Source organism: Streptomyces hygroscopicus subsp. hygroscopicus, from assembly GCF_001553455.1.
GTDB classification, from domain to species: Bacteria; Actinomycetota; Actinomycetes; order Streptomycetales; family Streptomycetaceae; genus Streptomyces; species Streptomyces hygroscopicus.
Genome location: NZ_BBOX01000310.1, coordinates 1 through 18,702 on the forward strand (window position 1 = coordinate 1; position 18,702 = coordinate 18,702).

Annotated in this window: 17 protein-coding genes; 9 read left to right on the forward strand and 8 right to left on the reverse strand. The window is 71.9% G+C overall.

Annotated elements, in window-relative coordinates; genetic code table 11:
- Positions 1 to 439 precede the first annotated feature (439 nt).
- Positions 440 to 1,420 (forward strand): formylglycine-generating enzyme family protein, encoded by a 981-nt coding sequence (locus AXW62_RS28370; RefSeq protein WP_102884880.1) that lies wholly within the window; start codon positions 440 to 442, stop codon positions 1,418 to 1,420.
- Positions 1,421 to 1,857: 437 nt separating this feature from the next.
- Complete coding sequence (locus AXW62_RS28375; protein ID WP_079115841.1) at positions 1,858 to 3,198, forward strand: phosphatase PAP2 family protein; 1,341 nt, start codon at positions 1,858 to 1,860, stop codon at positions 3,196 to 3,198.
- A 37-nt stretch (positions 3,199 to 3,235) separates the two neighbouring features.
- Here AXW62_RS28375 and AXW62_RS44155 read toward each other — a convergent pair whose 3' ends face one another.
- Positions 3,236 to 3,988, reverse strand: coding sequence for a dTMP kinase (locus tag AXW62_RS44155; RefSeq protein WP_159060981.1), 753 nt, complete (start codon positions 3,986 to 3,988; stop codon positions 3,236 to 3,238).
- A gap of 352 nt (positions 3,989 to 4,340) precedes the next feature.
- Between AXW62_RS44155 and AXW62_RS28385 the strand changes: the two genes are divergently transcribed.
- Together AXW62_RS28385 and AXW62_RS28390 are read left to right on the forward strand one after the other, a co-directional pair.
- Positions 4,341 to 6,293 (forward strand): non-ribosomal peptide synthetase, encoded by a 1,953-nt coding sequence (locus AXW62_RS28385; RefSeq protein ID WP_060947030.1) that lies wholly within the window; start codon positions 4,341 to 4,343, stop codon positions 6,291 to 6,293.
- Positions 6,253 to 8,046, forward strand: a complete 1,794-nt coding sequence (locus AXW62_RS28390) for a nucleotidyltransferase family protein (protein ID WP_079115842.1) — start codon at positions 6,253 to 6,255, stop codon at positions 8,044 to 8,046. The genes AXW62_RS28385 and AXW62_RS28390 overlap by 41 nt, the downstream gene beginning before the upstream one ends.
- 63 nt (positions 8,047 to 8,109) lie before the next feature.
- Here AXW62_RS28390 and AXW62_RS28395 read toward each other — a convergent pair whose 3' ends face one another.
- From AXW62_RS28395 to AXW62_RS28425, 7 genes are all read right to left on the reverse strand, one after another.
- Entirely contained in the window at positions 8,110 to 8,610 is a 501-nt protein-coding gene (locus tag AXW62_RS28395; RefSeq protein ID WP_060947032.1) for a pyridoxamine 5'-phosphate oxidase family protein, read from the reverse strand.
- A 56-nt stretch (positions 8,611 to 8,666) separates the two neighbouring features.
- The gene (locus AXW62_RS28400) at positions 8,667 to 9,428 is read right to left on the reverse strand and encodes a 3-oxoacyl-ACP reductase family protein (protein WP_060947033.1); all 762 of its coding nucleotides are present in this window, start codon (positions 9,426 to 9,428) and stop codon (positions 8,667 to 8,669) included.
- Complete coding sequence (locus AXW62_RS28405; RefSeq protein WP_060947034.1) at positions 9,425 to 10,465, reverse strand: Gfo/Idh/MocA family oxidoreductase; 1,041 nt, start codon at positions 10,463 to 10,465, stop codon at positions 9,425 to 9,427. Before AXW62_RS28405 ends, AXW62_RS28400 begins: the two co-directional genes overlap by 4 nt.
- A complete protein-coding gene (locus tag AXW62_RS28410) occupies positions 10,466 to 11,251 on the reverse strand; it encodes a hypothetical protein (protein WP_030836335.1) in 786 nt (261 codons plus the stop codon).
- 71 nt (positions 11,252 to 11,322) lie between these two features.
- Entirely contained in the window at positions 11,323 to 12,030 is a 708-nt protein-coding gene (locus AXW62_RS28415) for a hypothetical protein (protein WP_030836336.1), read from the reverse strand.
- A 142-nt stretch (positions 12,031 to 12,172) separates the two neighbouring features.
- Positions 12,173 to 13,105: an HAD hydrolase family protein gene (locus AXW62_RS28420; RefSeq protein ID WP_060947035.1), complete on the reverse strand. Its 933-nt coding sequence runs from the start codon at positions 13,103 to 13,105 to the stop codon at positions 12,173 to 12,175.
- Complete coding sequence (locus tag AXW62_RS28425; RefSeq protein WP_060947036.1) at positions 13,087 to 13,767, reverse strand: HAD family hydrolase; 681 nt, start codon at positions 13,765 to 13,767, stop codon at positions 13,087 to 13,089. Before AXW62_RS28425 ends, AXW62_RS28420 begins: the two co-directional genes overlap by 19 nt.
- A gap of 413 nt (positions 13,768 to 14,180) precedes the next feature.
- On the opposite strand from AXW62_RS28425, the gene AXW62_RS28430 reads away from it, so the two are divergent.
- Genes AXW62_RS28430 through AXW62_RS41570 form a run of 5 tightly spaced genes read left to right on the forward strand, consistent with a single transcriptional unit; the run spans position 14,181 to position 18,686 of the window.
- Positions 14,181 to 15,374, forward strand: a complete 1,194-nt coding sequence (locus AXW62_RS28430) for a hypothetical protein (protein ID WP_174556443.1) — start codon at positions 14,181 to 14,183, stop codon at positions 15,372 to 15,374.
- Entirely contained in the window at positions 15,367 to 16,212 is an 846-nt protein-coding gene (locus AXW62_RS28435; protein ID WP_205068046.1) for a formyltransferase family protein, read from the forward strand. The genes AXW62_RS28430 and AXW62_RS28435 overlap by 8 nt, the downstream gene beginning before the upstream one ends.
- Positions 16,193 to 17,170 (forward strand): nucleoside-diphosphate kinase, encoded by a 978-nt coding sequence (locus AXW62_RS28440; protein ID WP_030836351.1) that lies wholly within the window; start codon positions 16,193 to 16,195, stop codon positions 17,168 to 17,170. Before AXW62_RS28435 ends, AXW62_RS28440 begins: the two co-directional genes overlap by 20 nt.
- Positions 17,167 to 18,516, forward strand: coding sequence for an aminotransferase class III-fold pyridoxal phosphate-dependent enzyme (locus AXW62_RS28445; RefSeq protein ID WP_060947037.1), 1,350 nt, complete (start codon positions 17,167 to 17,169; stop codon positions 18,514 to 18,516). The genes AXW62_RS28440 and AXW62_RS28445 overlap by 4 nt, the downstream gene beginning before the upstream one ends.
- Positions 18,513 to 18,686 carry a (2Fe-2S)-binding protein gene (locus AXW62_RS41570; RefSeq protein ID WP_078962150.1) on the forward strand — a complete coding sequence of 58 codons (174 nt, stop codon included), beginning with the start codon at positions 18,513 to 18,515 and terminating at the stop codon, positions 18,684 to 18,686. Before AXW62_RS28445 ends, AXW62_RS41570 begins: the two co-directional genes overlap by 4 nt.
- Positions 18,687 to 18,702 lie beyond the last annotated feature (16 nt).

Genomic DNA, 18,702 nt, shown 5'->3' on the forward strand with positions numbered 1-18,702 from the left:
CGCGGCCGAGGAACACAGCCCTCGCGCCCGGCTCGTGGGTCTCGACGCCCGGCTGCGGGAGATGGACGCGCTCGGACGGGACGCCGGCGGTGCCCAGCCGGCGCTGCCCAGCCTCGATCCGCCCGGGCGCGGCCCCGACCCGCGGCCGGCGGGGCGCCACCGGCCCGGGAGTTCGACGACGCGCCGGCCGCCATCGTGCGGCGGCACCCGGGCCGGTTCGGCGGACCGGCCACGCCGGCGCCGCGGGAACCCCGACGCCGGCGGCCACCGAGTCCCGGGCGGGCCATGACCCCGCCGGCCGATCGGTGACCAGCTCGCCCGGGACGGACCGGACAGCCTCGACCTGGTAACTGCCGTGGGCGCGGCGGGACGTACGCTCGACCCCACCGACGCATGGTGATCAGTCGGGCGAGGAACAGCGGTCGCGGTCGGAGGAGCGATGTCAGGCGCGTGTTGTGCCCCCACGCCAGGGGGCGACCAGGAGATCCCCGAGCCGGCCGCGGTACGGCTCCAGGCCCCGGCGCGGGAGCGGGCACAGGGGCTGCGCGCCATGCTGCGCATCCCCGGGGGGACGTTCTCGATGGGGGGCGACGACGCCGACGCGTTTCCTGAGGACGGTGAGGGCCCGGTCCGGGCGGTGCGGCTGTCGCCGTTCCTCATCGACGCGACCACCGTCACCAACCGGCAGTTCGCGACGTTCGTGCGCAGCAGCGGGTACCTGACCGACGCCGAGCGCTACGGCTGGTCCTTCGTGTTCTACGCCCTGGTCCACCCGGACGCCCGGCGCAGGGTGCGCGACGGCACGGTGGCGCAGGCGCCCTGGTGGCTCGCGGTTGACGGGGCCTGCTGGCGGGCCCCCTACGGGCCGGGATCGTCATGGACCGAGCTGCAGAACCACCCGGTCGTCCACGTCTCCTGGCGCGACGCGTCCGCCTACGCGCAGTGGGCGGGCAAGCGCCTGCCCACGGAGGCGGAGTGGGAGAGGGCGGCGCGTGGCGGCCTGGAGCGCTCCCGCTTCCCCTGGGGGGATGAGCTGCTGCCCCGGGGACAGCACCGCTGCAACATCTGGCAGGGGAGGTTCCCCGAGGTCAACACGGGTGAGGACGGGTATCTGGGCACCGCGCCGGTCAAGACCTACCGCGCCAACAACTTCGGCCTGTACAACACCTCGGGCAATGTCTGGGAATGGTGCTCCGACTGGTGGAGCGCCACATGGCACGCGGCCGACCGCCCGGAGACCCGCCAGGACCCGGCCGGACCTCCCACCGGGGAGGCGAAGGTGATCCGCGGCGGCTCCTACCTGTGCCACGAGTCGTACTGCAACCGCTACCGCGTCGCCGCGCGCACGTCCAACACACCTGACAGCAGCACCGGACACATGGGGTTCCGCTGCGCGGCGGACCTGCCCGGGACCAGCTGACACCGTCTCCGGAGCCGCGCCGGACGAAGGCTTTCGGGGCCGCGCCGGACAACGTCTTCAACGGCGCGCCGGACGAGGGGTTCCGGGACCGCGCCGGACGAGGGCCGTCAGCTGCGTGCCGGACGAAGACGACGGGCGGCCCCCGGCCGCGTCGGCTGATCCGAAGAGGCCGGAACGCCTCCGCCACGGTGACCGCGCCGCGCGCCGCGGTCGCGGTCCGCGGCCCGGCGGCACGGGACCGCGGGGGAGCGACCGGGAGGGGAACGATCGCGCGGGAGCGACCGCGAGGGAAGGCGGAAGTACTCGCACCCCCGCGACCAGGGGACCACCCGCACCGCTCGGATAGCATGATCGCACCCCGAACGGAGCGCCCCCATCGCCCGTACGTCCCGATATCTCACACATTGGCCGGACCCTTGATACCTACAGCGTCGCGGATGTTTTCGCGAATAAGCCGCAGAACGACGTTCGCCGCGTGGCGTCGGCCACGAGCGATGCTGTGGGCCGTGGCGGGTGTGGCGGTCCTCGGATTCCTGATCGCCCTGGAGATCGCCGCGCGTCGCTACGGGTTGCCGGGGCCGGTCACCAACCAGGTGCAAGAGGTGGTATTCCCTCCCAAGTCGGGCTTCCTGCTGTATGCCGGTATGGCGTTGACGATGGTGGTGCTCACCTGGCGGCAGCGGTTCATCGCGGCCGGTGCCGCGATCGGCATCGACATCGCCTTCTTCCTGGTGCGGTGGGCGGTCGGCGCCAGGGTGACCGACGGCCACCCCTTCGGCAATGGCGCGTTGTGGGTGATTCTGGGCTGCGCGGTCATCGCGGTCACGCGCCGCACCGGCCGGGAACGCGCCCTGCTGCTGAAGGGCGTCGGACTGGGCCTGCTGCTGGTGGCCGGCCGCAAGACCGGCGACACCTGGCTGCTCATCACGTCGAAGACCCGCCCGGCGGTGCTCGACCCGTACGTGGCGACCGCCGATCACGCGCTGGGCAACCCGTCCTGGCTGGTGGGCCGGATCGTCGCGGCCACCGGCCCGATCGGCACCCATGTTCTCGACTACGTCTACATCCAGCTCGCGGTGGCCGCGGTCGTCGTCGCGCTGTACCAGCTGCGCGGCGTGGCGGTCGAACGCCGCTTCCCGGGCCATCATCTGGTGCGCACCTTCCTGGTCATCGGCCTCCTCGGACCGGCCATCTACATGATCTTCCCGGTGGTCGGACCGATCTTCGCCTACGGCGCGGACGGCGGGCACTGGGCGGTGGCCGATCTGTGGCCGAACACGCCGCCGCCGGTCGATTCCCCGCACCCGATACCGTTCGACGAGATCACCCCGCGCAACTGCATGCCCAGTCTGCACACGGCGTGGGCCACCGCGATCTTCATCCATTCCCGTAAGGGCCCCCGGATCCTGCGCGGCGCGGGCACGTTCTGGCTGATCGCCACGCTCGGCGCGACGCTGGGATTCGGCTATCACTACGGCGTGGACCTCGTCGCCGGCGTGGTGTTCGCGTTCACGGTCGAGGCGGCGCTGCGCTCGCTCGACCGTGGTTGGGACCGGTCGGGAACCCAGCTGGTCGCCCACGGCACAGCGGTCTTCGCCGCGCTCCTGCTGTCCTATCGCTATCTGCCGGTGGAGATGGGCAGACATCCGTGGGTGTTCGGCCCCCTGCTCATTCTGGCGATGGCCTCGGTGGTCCACCGCTACGTACGGACCACCCGGCTGTGGGAGCCGAAGGCCGCGCCGGCGCTGCGGCCGGAACCGCAGGCCGAACTGGTCTGAGCCCTGTCGGCGCAGGTCCCGGCCGGCCGGGGACGGGTCACCCCGGACCGGCCCCCGTGGTCTCGTCCCGGAGCGCGCGGGGCGAGGGGCCGGGCGTGCGGGCGCGCCCGCCGAGGGTGCGGACGCGCTCGGCGATGGTGTCCGCTATCGCCTCGGGCGTGGCGTCGGCGTCCGGGGTGAGGACCAGCCAGCCGCGTTCCCCGGCCATGCGCAGCAGCTGGCCGCGGATCACGCCCTGGTAGGCGCAGAACGAGGCGCGCGGCGGGCCGGTGAAACCGTCCCACCTGCCGATCTCGGTGTCCTTGAAGCCGCCGGCGGTGTCGGTGTCCGCGGCGCCGGCCCGCCGTGACCAGGCCACCTCGGGGGCGACGTCGAGCAGCACGACGAGGTCGGGCTCGCGCACGGGGGCGAACAGCGACTCGACCCACTGCGGATCGAGGGGCTCCCGCACGACCGTCTTGGCGATGTTGCGGTAGTACCAGCCGTCCATGACGCATACGCCAGGGTGGTCCGGGGCCAGATCGGGACGCAGCCGCGCCAGTCCGGCGTACCAGGAGGCGATCAGCAGGATCCAGTGAGCCGCGCCGAAGGTGTCGGTGCCGGATTCCGTCGTCGACCAGATGAGGTCACGGAGCCTGGTGGCGCGGGCCACGGTCTCCTCCCCGGCGGGGCCGATGTCCGTCTTGCCGCCGTGTACCGGTGATCCGTGCGGGTCGTTCAGCCGCTCCGCGACCAGTGCGGCGGTCGTGGACTTTCCGCTGCCGTCGATGCCTTCGATCACGATGAGCATGGGATCGGCCTCCCGTTCCTGGATATGGCGGCACACAATGCCGTCGTCCCGCTGGTTTCCGTCCCATTCGGCTGGAACTCGCGGAAGGAAAGACGGAAGGGTACCGGCGGCGATCCGGCCGGGGAGGCCGTTTTTCAGACAGGTTCAAATGGCTCCTTTCGCAGGTCGGAGGGTATCGAAAGGTTTGAACAGCGGAATCTTCCGAAAAACCGGTATGTGTTTTGTGGTGGATTCCGAGGTGGCCCGGACGTCGCATGGGTTCACCATGCATTGACCTTTCTGATCGACGGCTGCTACCGTTCGGAATCTCCTGTAGGCGACCATGGCCGGAATTCTATGGTGAGGCCCGTATATGACCCGTCATCACGGTCGGCCCGAGAGCGTTCTGCAGCACATCGTCCATCAGTCGTTTCGCCGTCCCGGCGCCATCGCGGCACAGGATCCCGCGCCACTCACCTATCGGCAGCTGGCGGTCGGGTCGGACCGGCTGGCCGCCTCGATCCGGGCGGCGTCCGGTGCGCGACCGCCCGTCGTCGGCGTGCTCCTGCCGCGCGGGAACCGGCTCCTCATGGCGTTGCTCGCGGTGCTCAGGCTCGGCGGGACGTACCTGCCGCTGAATCCCGACCTCCCACCGCGGCGACTCACCGCGGTGGTCGACGACGCCCGCCCCGACGTCGTCCTCGCCGAGGGCGGGCAGCGGTTCGGCGACCTGCCGGTCGTCCGGGTGGACTTCCCCGGGGCCGACCGTGCCGACGGCCCGGGAGGGGCGGCCCCGGCGGGTCCGCGGGAGACCGGGGGAGCGGCCGGCCTGTCCCGACCCGGAGCCGCCGACGGCGTCAGCGCGGACACGTTCGCGTACCTGCTGTTCACCTCCGGCTCCACGGGCCGCCCGAAGGGCGTGGTCAGCGGGCATCCGGGGCTGTACAACCGGCTCTCGTGGATGCAGGACGCCTTCGGTCTGTCGGCCGGGGACCGGGTCCTGCAGAAGACGCCGGTCAGCTTCGACGTCTCCGTCTGGGAGCTGCTGTGGCCCCTGATGTACGGGGGCACCGTGGTCTTCGCCAAGCCCGGCGGCCACGTCGACGGCAGATATCTGCACGATCTGATCCAGGAGCAGCGGATCACCATCGTGCACTTCGTCCCCTCCATGCTGGGCGCGTTCCTGCGGGCGAACCCGGGGCGCGGTGACGGGACGGGGCTGGACTCCGTACGGCTGGTGGTGACCAGCGGAGAGGCCCTCACGGCGGGCCTGGCGGCCGAGGCGCTGAAGCATTTCCCCTCGGCCGAGCTGTACAACCTCTACGGGCCGACCGAGGCGTCCATCGACGCCACCTTCCACCGGGTCGTCCCGGCCGACCTGGGCGGCGGCCCGGTCCCCATCGGCCGCCCCATCACCGGCATGGCGGCGCATGTCGTCGGCCCGGACGGCAGGCCGGTGCCACCGGGGGAGACCGGTGAGCTGTGGCTGTCCGGGGTGGGGCTGGCACGCGGCTACCTCAACCGGCCCGAGGCCACGGCCGCCGCCTTCGTGACCGATCCGCCGTACGTCCCGGCCGACCGCGTCTACCGCACCGGTGACCTGGTCCGGGACCGTGGCGACGGGGTGCTCGAATATCTCGGGCGCGACGACCGGCAGGTGAAGTTCCGCGGGGTGCGGATCGAACTGTCCGAGCTGGACGGGGCGCTCGCGGCGTATCCGGGCGTGGCCCGCGCGCACACCGCCCTGCGGCGCGGGGCCGACGCGGACCAGCTGATCGCCTTCGTCGAGGCCGAGGCCGGGGCGGAGACCGAGACCGAGACCGAGACCGAGGCTGAGGCAGAGGACGCGCCCGGCACCACGGGCCCCCTGCTGCGCCGGCCGGACTTCGCCGCCGAGCTGCGTGAGCATCTGGCGTGCCTGGTGCCCGCCTCCATGGTGCCCACGCACTTCGCCTTCGTCCGCGACTGGCCGGTGACGGTGCACGGGAAGCTGGACACCGGTCTGCTGCTGACGTGGTTCGCCCGGCGCACCGCACCCGGGCGGACGCCGGAACCGGGCGTCGCCACGCGGGAGATCGTGGACCGGGTGCTGGCCATCTTCCGGGAGGTCCTCGGCACCGAGGACATCGATGACACGGACAGCTTCTTCGAGGTGGGCGGAGGCGGGTCGCTCGCCGCCGTCCGCGCGGCGAACGCCGTCGAGGAGTACGTACTGCGCGTTTTCGGCCTGGACGTCTCGGCGGACGCGTCCGTCTTCATCCACCCTACGGCCCGGGAGCTTGCCGATGAGATTGAAAGAGGCGTTGCTGCGAGGGCAGGGGCGTGAGGAGTTCGACGAGCTGGATTCCTTTCTGCTCGGGACGGTCGGCGGTCGCGCTCCCGGTTTCCCGGCGGCCGGTCCGGACGCCCTGTACGAGAGGGCCGAGCACCGCCGGGTGGCGCACCTGCTGCACTCCCGTGCCGGCCGCGAGGCGTCCGGCGGGATCGAGGTCAACCGGCGCTTCTCCCGGGTGATGTTCGACCACAACCTGCGGACCTGGGAGGAGATCGCCGGGGCCTTCGCCGACGCGGGGATCCGGGTCGCGGGCGTCAAGGGCCTCTTCCTCGGGGCGCTGCTGCGGCGCACCGCCGACCAGGCCCGGGTCACCACGGACCTGGACCTGCTCGTCGACGGGCGGTCCCTGGACGCGGCGATGGAGGTCCTGGCGTCCTTGGGCTTCGTCAGCGGACTGGACATCAAGGACCACGCCTTCCTCCGGATGAGCAGCCGGGCGATCCGTGAACTGGAAGCCCAGCAGGGGTCCTACGGGCAGGTCGCGCCCATGGCCCGGCTGCTGAAGCTCCCGGAGATGGATCCGGTCGCCGAGGACATCGGACGCTGGCTCCCGGGGCGCAAGCTGGTGCGCACCTCGGCGGGCGTCCGTTCGCTGTCCGTGGTCGATCTCCACTTCGACATGGGGCACCGCGACGCGTCGGGCGCGCGGCACGCCATCCCCGCCGGGGAGCTGCTGGACTCCGCGGTGACCGTCCGCCACGGCGGGACGGATGTGCGGACCCTCGACCACGCGACGATGACCTGGCTGCTGTGCTACCGCGCCTACTGCGACATCGCCCTGTTCGGGGAGCGCCGGCTCAAGCTCTTCGCGGACATCACGGACCTGATCCGCCGGGGCGGCTGGCCGAGCGGCGCGGTGGAGGCCGCGGTGGCCCGGTATCCGTTCATCGCCCGTCCGATCGAGGAGACCCTCCGGTTCCTGCGGGAGGAGTGCGCGGTCGACCCCGGGGCGTGGCGGAACCCCGGATCGCGGCGGGACCCCGGATCGCGGCGTGACCCGGCGCCGCCCCCGGCCACCCCGGCCACTCCGGCCACCCCGGCCACTCCGGCCACGGTCCGCGGGACGGTCCTGGTGTGCCACGGCTGGGGGAGCGAGCCGGGGTCGTCACCCTGGGTGGGACGGCTCAGCGGGCGGCTCGCCCGCCGCGGGATGGCCGTGGTGGAACTGGCGCCCTTCGCGGCGGCCGGGGACGTACCCGATCTGAGCGAGGTCGCCGAGACGCTGCGGGAACGGGTCGAGGCGGCGCGCAAGGACACCGGTGGCGGCCCCGTGGGGCTCATCGGGGTCAGCCTGGGCAGCGCCGCCGCGCTCGCGGCGGTGGCCGGTGGGGCCGCCGTGGACTTCCTGGTGACCGTGGGCACCGTGGCGAGTGCGGACGTCGGTGTGACGGCTGACGGCGGCCCGCGGGAACTGCTGGCCCGGTACGGCGGCGGGGCGGGCGACGACGAGCGCGTTCCGTTCCTGACCGGGCAGGTCAGGCTGGGCTTCCTGCGCGACCTGGTCGCCTGTGCGGGCGGGACCGACCTCGGCGCGGTCACCTCCCCGGTCCTCGTACTGAGCGGTGGCACGGACAACGAGTGGCGGCTGAGGGACGCCGCCACCGTGGCCGCGCACGCCGAGGCGCGCGGGGACGGTTCCGCCCGCCGCGACTTCCCGGCCGGCAACCACACCCTGGACAACGCGGCAGTGGGAACGGCCTCCGCCGTCCTGTCCTGGCTGACCGCCCTGGGAGTCCTTGGCTGATTCCCGCGCACGCCGTCCGCCCGGTGGCGCGCCGCCCGCAACGGCCCCGCGGGCGGCGCGGGTTCAGCGCGCGGGAGGAGGCCGCTTCGGCAGGGGCGGCCGCTCCCGGTTCGCCGAGATCCGGTCGGTGTCCCACAGCGCGCTGAACTTGCTCGCGCGACCGCAGTGGTAGTAGCACTCCCTGACGTGCACCACGATCGCGCCCACCAGCCGGTCCCCGTACTCCCACTCGTGCCGCAGACCGTCCCACCGCTCGCTTCCCCGCAGCACCGGTTCGGCCGTGCCGTTGATCCGCGCGGTCTCGTTCATGCCCGGGATGAGGAAGAGCAGCCCGATCGCCGGGTTCTCCCGCAGATTGCGGAACGTCTGGAAGAGCTTGTTGCCCGGCTCCTCGGGGATGGCCAGGGTCCGCTCGTCCAGCAGCCGGGTGAACCCCGGCTGACCGCCCCGGGGCGAGGCGTCACCGTACCCGTCGGCACCGGTACTGGCCATGACCAGGAACGGCGAGAGGGCGATGAAGGCGGCGGCCCACTCGTGCACCCGTGGGGAGAGTTTGCCGCGCACCCGGTCCAGCGGGACCCCGAAGGTCTTTGCCAGCTCGTCCGGCGAGAACGGGGGGCTCAGGGCGCCATCACCTTCCCTCCGTTGACGCCGAGGGTCTGCCCGGTGATGTACGCGCTGGCGTCACCGGCGAGGAAGGCCACCGCGTCGGCCACCTCCGCGGGCCGGGCCACCCGGCCGAGCGGGATCCCGCGGCCCTTCTCCGCGAATCCCTCCGCGTCCAGCCCCGGCTGCGCGGTCTCGGTCGTCCCCGGAGCGACGGTGTTGACCGTGATCCCGTGCGGGGCCAGCGACCGGGCGAGCGACTTGCTCAGGGCGATCAGCCCCGCCTTGCTGGCCGCGTAGTGCGCGCCCTTGGGGGAGCCGGTGAAGGCGGCCGAGGAGGAGATGTTGACGATCCGCCCGCTGCCCCGCGGAACCATGACGCGCGCCGCCTGTTGGGCGCAGAGGAACGCGCCCTTGAGGTTGGTCTCCAGCACCAGGTCCCAGGTCTCCTCGCCAAGGTGCAGGAACGGGGCGCGCGGGAAGACACCGGCGTTGTTCACCAGGATGTCGAGCCCCGCGAACTCCTCCCGGACCCGGGCGAACATCTCCGACACCTGGCCGCTGTCCCGGACGTCCGCCTGGACGGCGAAGCAACCGCCGGGCAGGCGCCCGGGGCCTTCCGGACGTGTCTCCGGCGTCGGGTGGTTGACCGCGACCCGGGCGCCCAGCCGGGCCAGCGCCTGGACGACCGCCAGCCCGATGCCCTGGTTCCCGCCGGTGACCAGGGCCGTGCGCCCGGACAGCGGTCCGCCCCCGGCCGGGCCCGGGGCCGTCACCCGGCCTCCCGGGCGCCGTCGTCGCCGGTCTGCCGGAGCACCTCGTCCAGGACGCGGTAGACGTCGAGGCAGGCCGCCAGCGTCGAGGTACTGGGCAGTTTTTCGGTGAGCGATCGCTGGAAGGACGCCAACTCGCCCGTGTAGCCGGTCCGTTCGTATCCGCCCCGGCGGCTGGGCCACTGGTGGCGCAGCGTCTCCTTGCCGTCGAGCAGCCCCACTCCCGGGGCACCGGGGGGACGGGTCAGCTCCAGGGTGTTGTGCTGGTCCAGGACGCCCGTCACCCCCTGGCTGGTGATCAGCTCGCAGCGGTACTCCAGCCGGTTGGAGTGGTTGCCCACATGGAGGGTGGCGAGCCGCCCGTCGGCGTAGCCGAGGACGATCCGGATGGCGCGCCTTCGCTGGTCGATCACGGCGGTGTGGGCGGTGACCGCGTCGGGGACGCCGAGTTCCCGCAGGGCCATGTCGATCGCATGGGTGCCGAGCCCGTACAGCAGGCTCCGGGTCACCGTGGTGTGGTGCCAGTCCGGCGCGAGCGGCTTGGCCGAGACCATCCGCAGGTCGAAACCGCGCACCTGGCCGTGCGGGCGCAGCCGGTCGAGCAGTTTCCGGTACGACGTGCCGTAGGGGAAGTTGAAGCCGACGAAGACCGGTGCGCCGGGCGGCGTGCCGGCCTCGGCCGCCACCAGCGCCTCCAGCGTGGCGGTGTCGGGGGCGGGCGGTTTCTCCACGAAGACCCCGACACCGGCGGACAGACAGTGTTCCACCACGCGGGCGTGGAACGCGGGCGAGGCCGCCACGATCACGGCGTCGACCACCGCCGGGTCGGCCAGTTCGGTCCAGTCGTCGGTGTACAGGCGGGCCTGCCACCGTGCGGCGGCCTGTGCGGCGGCGGACTTCCGGCGGGCGGCGACGGCCTCCAGCCGCGCGCCGTCCAGCGAGGACAGGGCGGGCAGGAGGTGCTCCTGGGCATGACCGCCGGGTCCGATGAGCCCGTACCGGACCGGCGGCCGCGCGACTGCGACGTGGTGCAGCGTCATTCAGATGATTCCGAGTTCTTCGAGCTTCTCGCACCAGTAGTGGTACTTGGCCTTGGTCATCTGGCGCTCCGCACGCCGCTCGGCGGATTCCCGGTCCTCGCCGACGCGCCAGAACATGGTGCCCACATCGGCCTGCTCCGGTTCTGTTTCGGCGAGGCCGGCCTCGCGCCGCGCGCTTGCCGCCCGGCGTTGTTCCAGGGCTTCCTGGCGGCCGCGGGCCTCCTTGAACATGACGGGGGCCCGTTCCTTGACGGGGTTGCCGCGCAGCACCAGGGAGATGGTGCCGAGCTGGGTGAAGGGGGTGGAGTGCAGGGCGTTGTGGTGGATGGTGAAGCAGTCCCCGGCCCGGTCCTCGTGGAGGATAACGGGCTGGACGTCGTCGGGGAGGGTGTTCTCGTCGAAGCCGTTGCGGGCGATGTAGTTGCGGTGCAGGTAGGTGCCGCGCAGGACGAGGTTGGTGAAGGAGAAGCGGTGGTTGTGGGCGAGCTGCTGCTGGTGGTCGGTGGACATGCGCAGCCGGATGCGCAGGCCCTTGTCGACGTCGTCCCAGAGGACGATCTTGTCCTCGACGACGTCCTCCTCGCATTTGGCCCACAGATAGGGGTCGTGTTCGACGGCGAGGAGCAGCCGCTTGAACAGTGCCTTGTCCGCGGCGAACGCGCGGATGAGCCGCTGCGTGAGCGCGGCGGCCGCGGGCAGGTCCTCCCAGTCGATGCGTTCGACGCTGTCGAACAGTGCCACGGGGGTGTTGTTGACGTGCACCCGGTCCGCTGTCTCGATGTCCATGGTCCAAGGGCTCCTTGGGTCGTCGGAGGTCTGCGCTTGCGGCGGTGCGGCGACCGCGGCGGTGCCGCGGGTCAGATGACCTCCAGCTTCTCCAGCCGTTCCCTGATCTCCCGGTAGGCTTCCAGGCCCATGCTCTTCTGACGGACGCGGTCTTCGGGTTCGTCCTGGCGGCCGAACCGCCACCACAGGACACCGGTGTCCTTGTCCATGATCACGGAACGGTCCTTCTCCGCCGGTCCGCGCAGGAACAGCGAGACGGTGTCCGGGGTGGTGAAGGTGGTGTGGATGGCGCTGTGGTGGAGGGTGTAGGTGCTGCCCGGGGATTCCCAGCGGGTCAGATGCGGTGTGAGGTTCTTCAGGTGGCGCTGGGCGTGTGCGCGGGGATCGGGGCGGTGCCGGCTGAGGTACTGGCGGGCCTCGGGGTCGGGGCCGTCGTAGAGGTCGCCTTCCAGGTGGTACCAGGTGTGGGTGTAGCCACCGGTCAGGATGCGGCTGGAGAAGGAGAACCGGTGATCGTGCGGCCGGTCGTAGTGGTCGTCGGTGGACAGGTGCAGCCGGATCCGCAGCCCGCGGTCCAGCGCGTCGTACAGCACGATGTAGTCCAGCAGCTGGTGCCGCTCGCACTTGGCCAGGAGTTCGGGGTTCTGCTCCACGGCGTAGACCAGCCCGCGTAACGTGTCCTTGTCCTCCGAGAGCCGCAGTGCCAGGTCACGCGTCACCTCGCCGGCGGCCTCGAAGTCGTTCCAGTCGACGGTCAGACGGTCCAGGTAGTCGGTCATCACTGCTCCTGACTGTTGTGGTGTGCGGGGCGGGGCGCCGCCATGGCCGCGAACACCGCGAGGTCCCGACGCGCCGGGCAGGCCGTGCGGAGGCGGTGACACCCTGTCGGCGGACATCGCCCGCCGCCGTCGGTGTCTTCGGTCATGCGGAGCACTGGGTCGCTGCCTCCTGTCCGGGCGGGGCGGGGTCGGTGGTCTGCTCGGTGAGGAGGAAGCGCACCACGCCGTCGTCGCTGTTGGGGCCCACCACGACCGTGGCCAGATCGCGCACCCGCGGATGGGCGTTGGCCGGGGCGACCGACCGGTCGGCGACGGCGAACATGGGCAGGTCGTTGAGGTGGTCTCCGCACACCGTCACCCGGGCGCCGCCCAGACCGGTGACGTCGACCAGGTGCCGCACGGCGGCCCCCTTCTCCGCCCCGGCGTGCGCGACCTGCACCTCGGTCCAGCCGGGGACGTAGGCGTTGGCGGCGGCGAGCACCAGGGCGGTGTCTCCGGCCACGGCCTCCAGCCGGGCGGCGAGGCGCGGGGCCCGGGAGTCGGGGACGAACGCGGTGACGGTGGCGATCGAGTCCCCTTCCGTGGCCGCCGCGACATCGTCGGCCGGGCGCAGCCGGGGGTCGCCGTACGCGCGCTTCTCCTCCACGTACCAGGCCGTCCCCTCGTTGCGGCGAGGGCCGTACGTGACGTGGTCCCGGCCCCGTACCGGGTCCCAGGAGGTGATCACCGGTTCGGTGCCGAACTCCGCCAGCGCGGACATCACGGCCGCGGCCGTGCGGCCGTCGAGCGTCCACTGGGCGAGGTGGCGCCCGGAGGACAGATCGGACAGGAAGGCGCCGTTGAGCTCGATGACGGGCAGCCGCAGCCGCACCCCGGCCAGCAGGGACCGCATCGCCACCGCACTGCGTGCGCTGGCGATCGTGAGCAGAACCCCCGCGTCCAGAAGCCGGTTGAGCCCGGCACGCGCGTACGCGCTCAAGGTGGCGTCCGGGCGCAGCAGGGTGCCGTCGAGGTCACAGACGTACAGCGGGGTGGCGGAACGCGCCGGGGCGCCGGTCAGCGGGGCGGAGTGCATGGTGGTTCCTCGAGGGGCGTCGCGGGCAGGAGCGAGTACAGCTCCCTCATGCTAGGGAAGATCACGTCGGCCCCGCGCAGACGTGAGGAGGGGGTGAGGGCCGCGTGGGCCCACACCGTCATCCCGGCCGCACGCGCGGCGGCGACCCCGCTCGGGCTGTCCTCGATCACCAGGCAGGCCGAGGGCGGAACCCCGCATCGCCGCGCCGCGAGCAGGAAGAGGTCGGGTGCCGGCTTGCCGTGTGCCACCTGGTCCACTCCGATGACGCGGTCCCGGGGGATCCGCGGCAGCAGGCCCGTCAGCCGCAAAGACGTCCTGACCCTTTCCTGCGTGTCGTTGGACGCCACGCAGTAGGGGATGCCACGGGCGTCCAGCAGGTCGAGTATCCGGACGATTCCGGGAACGGCGGTGAGCCGGTCCTCGAACACGGCGAAAAGCCGTGTGCGGAAAACATCCTCGAAACCTGCCGGCACCGACTTCCCGGTGCGCTGGAAAACCCTCTCCGGAACGGCCGCGAAAGTGTGTCCCGAATAGTGGGCGAGTGACTCCTCGACGCTTGTCGGGGTGACCATTTCGGTCAGCGTCTCGGCCAGGACCTGATTGGCAAGCACTTCACTGTCGACGAGCACACCGCTGTTATCGAAAATGATCAGATCATGCATCGCGTGGCGCTCCGTGGCGGAAACTGGCGACTGGCTCCGCGGTATGACTGAACGAGGGGCGACGCTAGTCCCGCACTCAGTGGGCGTCAAGCGTGCACTGGCCAAATAACTCGTCGTCTTGGGTGAGTTGGTCCCCACTGAGGACGATATATGAGGTGCTCTTTTGTCGGGTTCACGCCGTTCGTGATTGGCCGATCCGTGAAATGGGTATTCCATCAGGCTGCCCGGTGTTGAGGTGCGGGCGGGCCCCGGGGGCCGGAAATCAACGGTCTTCCCGTCTTCCTCGGAGCCGCATATTCCTGTTAGGATCTGTCGTTCATTGTTGCTTCTCGTGATCGAATCGCCAGCTTCCGTCACTCCTGGACCCCGGGATGGCGAATGAGAGATTAGGTACGATTGGCATGATCGAGAACATGACTGGCACGTCCGGCGGCGACAATGTGCTCGCGGTCGCCGCACCATCTGATCAGGACGCCGACCCTTCGGTCCGCCCGGTGGAAGTGCACTGCCACGGCTTACCCGGCGTCGACTTCTCCGAGTTCGCCCGGCTCGACCTGGAGAACGTCGAACGAGAGTGTGTCCGCGAGGGTGTGCTGAGCATTCCCACGCTCTACCTGCACCGTGACCGGCTCGCCGATCTCGAGCGGTTCATGCGCCGCTACGACGGGATGCGCCGTGCCGGCCGCATCCCGCACGTCGTGGGCATCGCCCTGGAAGGCCCGCTGCTCGCCAGCCACGGCGGCACGCCGGCCGCCACCGTCTGGGCGCCGACGCGCACCGAGTGGGAGCGGCTGGCGAAACTGGGGGACCTGGGCCTGCAGTACGTCGTCCTGTCACCCGACGCCTTCACGCCCGCCTCCGACCTCCACGGACAGCTCCACAGCGAGCACCCCGGCTTCGAGTGGATCGTCCCCACGCTGCTGGGCCACGGAGTCCGCCCCGCCCTGGGCCACTTCACCCGTGACGATCCGCTGCGCAGCGCCCGCCAGACCGCGGACATCGTCGACATCGCCTGGGACAGCGAATGGAACGGCCGCGGGGCGCGCGTGGTGACCGACCACCTCTTCAACGACATGCCGCTCACCATCCGGCACGCCTTCCGCACCTCACGCGCCCGGGAGAAACGCCAGGCCACCCTCGCCGCGTACGACCTGCCGGGATGGGGCCTGGACACCATGGACCAGATCGCCGGGCCCGTCCCCGCCACGATCATGCGGGAGGCGGCGTCCGGACGCATCGCCGCGTGCATCAACTTCGACGGGGAACACGTCGATCTCGCCATCGCCACCCGGGCCGTGCAACTGATCGGCACCGACCACGCGATGGTGATGACCGACCGCTGCGACTCCGCCCGGCTCGGCGGCCAGGAGCTGGCACGCGGCCGGGAGAACAGCCTGTGGTACCAGCAGGACGGCATCGTGGCGGCCGGTTCCCAGCCGCTGGCCCAGCAGATGAAGAACGCCGTCGGCCACGGCATCGCGGGAGCGCCGCTGCGGGACCTGGTGGCGGGCACCGCGCACCGCGCCTTCGGCATCGCCCCGGGCCTCGACGGGTCCGCAGCGGGCGCCGCCGGCTCCGCTCACCAGGTGCGGACCCCGGGTGAGTAGCGCCGGCCACGGGCGGGTCCCCGCCGGGGTCCTGCGGCGCACCTCGTCCGGCGGCCCCCTGCGCATCGGCGTACTGGTGTCGGCCACCGGAGCCAATCTGCGCACCCTGCTCGGCATGAGCCGCGACGAACCCGCCTCGTACCAGGTCAGCCTCGTCGTCTCGCACGGCAGCGGCTCCCCGGCACTCCAGGTCGCCAGGGAGCACGGTGTCGAGGCGTGGCCCGGTGACTTCGACGCCCACTGCGGAAGGGCGTCACAGGCACGCGACGACGCCGCCCGGGCCGCATACCGGCGCCGCGCCAGGCAGTGGCACGACCGGCTCGACCAGAGGATCCTGGCCTGGGAGTCGGCACACGGTCCGCTCGACCTGATCGTGCTGGCCTACCACCGCTGGATCGAGGGCGATCTGCTGACCCGCTACCAGGGACGCATGATCAACCAGCATCCGGGCGACCTGAGCATCCTCGATACGCACCACCGTCGCGTACTGACCGGCAACGACCCGGTCCGCGAGGCCATCGCACGGGGCCACCCGACGACCCGTACCTCCTGCTTCCTGGTGGACGCCAGCCACGACGGGGGAGCGGTGCTGTGCCAGGGACCGCCGCTGTCCACCGCGGGCCGCAAGCCGACCGCCGAGGACGCCCGGGAACACGAACTGGCACAGAAGCGCGTGAGCGACCGGCCCTGCCTGGAGTGGACGGTACGGGCGTTCGCGTCGGGCTCCCTGGCACTGGACGACCGTACTCATCCCGACGGCAGCCGTGTCGTACGCGTCGACGGGAAGGCGACCCCCCTGGGCGGAATGAGGCTGGGCCTTGTCAGCGACCGGAACTGAGACCGAGTCGTACACCGTCATCGACCCGTGGACCATGGAGCCGCTGGCGACCGATCCGCGCAAACGCGAGGTGTACCGCTACGACCCCTACATGCGGGAGGGGCTGATGTCCTTCTCCCGGATGGAAGCCCTCGGCTCGGTGCGCGACCACACCTTCGTCGTCCTCAAACCCGACGCGATCGCCGGCCGGCGCTGCGGCCTGATCCTGGACACCCTGGCCGAGGAGGGCTGGCACCCGGTCGCCGCGACCACCGTGCTCTTCTCCCCGCTGCTCACCCGCGAACTGTGGCGCTACCAGTTCAACGCCGCATCGGAGCAGCGCATCGCCGTGGTCGACCACCTGCTGGGGAGCGGACGCAGCCTGCTCGTCCTGCTGGAGGACGCGAACCGCCCGGCGTGGCTGCCGGCCAGCGTCCGGCTCACGCGAGCCAAGGGGGCGGCCGACCCCACCAGCGCGGGCAGGGCGGACCTGCGCACCCGTATCGGCCGGGTCAACGGGCTGTTCAACTTCATGCACACCGCCGACGACCCCGCGGATCTCATCCGCGAGACGCAGCTGTTCTCCTACCAGACCGGCTGGGCGTGGTGCGCGCCGCAACTGGCCGCGCCGGCCCTCGGCGACCCGGCCCGGCGCGCCACCGCCCGGGCCGCGGTCACGGCTCACCTGGCCGGGCTGGAGAGCGAGATCCCGGCGCACGACCTGGACGTCACCCGCAGCCTGGCCCGCCTCGCCGGGGGCCGTGGCCCCTGGGCGGACCTGGCCGTCGAGGCCGCCGACCGCGCCCGGATCGGGGACTGGCTCGAGGCGTTGCGCCGCACCCCGCTGCCCGACGGCACCGCCCGCTGGGACGTGCTGTCCGTCGTCACGGCGTGGATCGAGTGCAACGAACCGGGTGTGACGCCCTTCCTCCCCACGGGCAGGGCCGACGACTGGCGCACGGAGGGAACGTACCGATGACCCGGACCACGGACGCGACGGGCCCCGAGGTACCGACGTACGCGGGGGCCGGCAACCTCATCTACCGCGCACAGCACGTACCCCGCTTCGTCGGCGCCGAGGGCAGCTACCTCCGGGCCGCCGACGGACGCCGGTACCTGGACGCCGAGGCCGCCAACGGCACGGTGGCCCTGGGATACGACCGCGAACTGCTGCGGGAGGCCCTGGCGCACTGTCAGGACCTGCCGGCGCTGCCCTCGTTCTGCGAGTCCGATCTGCGGCTCGGTGTCCTGCGGCGCCTGGAGCCGCTCTTCAGCGACATCACCGGAACACCCGGCCGGGTGGAACTCGACCTCGGCGGCGCCCAGGGCATGGAAACCGCCCTGCGGATCGCCTTCAGCGCGGTCGGACCGGGCGCCGTGGTGGTGTTCGAAGGCGCCTTCCACGGACGGTCCGGCGTCACCGGCATGCTCAGTTCCAGCCCCCGCTACCGGGAACTGCTCGCCGCCCCGGGGCTCGAGGTCGTCCGGCTGCCCACCCCCGACTGCGACCGCTGTGTGCACGCGGTGGCGGACCAGCCCCACTGCACCGCCGGCTGCCGGGCCGCGGTGAGCCGCTGGGGATCGGAACTCAGCGGCGTCGGCGGGGCCGGCCACGCCCGCAGGGTCAGCGCGTTCGTCTTCGAAGCGGTGCAGAACGTGGCCGGGATGGCGGAGCCCGACGCGGTGCTCCTGCGGGAGGCGGTCGCCCACGCCCGGCGCAACGGCGCCGTGATCATCGCCGACGAGATCTTCACCGGTATGCACCGGACCGGGCCCCGCTGGGGCTTCCAGCGCGCCGGTGTGGAGCCCGACATCGTGGTGGCGAGCAAGGCCCTCACCAACGGCGCGGCGGCGCTGAGCGCGATCTGGGCCAGGGACCCGCTCGCCGACCCGGGCAGCTACCGGCCGGGCAGCCACTCCTCCACGTACATCGGCATCCCGCACGCCCTGGGCGTGGTCCGCGCGGTCACGGACCGGTGGTCGCGGTGGCCCGACCCGGAAAAGGACGTGGCGGCGCTGGGCCGGCGGATGGCCGGGCGGCTGGAGCAGCTGCGGGCCGCCCATCCGGCCCTGGTGCGCAGGACGGCCACGTTCGGCGGCGCCGCGCGGCTGGTGCTGAACGGGGACCACGCGCCACTGCTGCGCCGGATCTGCCTCTCGGCGGATCCGCGGGTCGGGCTCGTGGTGGCCTCGACCGGGATGGCCTCCGACGTGATCAACATTCATCCGCCCCTCGTGATCGGTGAGGAGGATCTGGACACCATGACGGAGGTTCTGGACGTGGCGCTGCGCCAACTGGCCCGGACGGACGGTGTGTTGTCGTGACCACCCCGGACGGCGAACCGCTGGTGTGCGTATGCGCGAAGGTCACCGAGAAGGCGGTGCTGGTGGCCAAGGCGGCGGGCGCCGGCGACATCCCCGCGCTGCGCGCGGCCACCCGGGCGAACACCGGCTGCGGGGACTGCCTGCCCGATCTCGAAGAACTCCTGGAGTGAACCCGCGGCTCCGGAC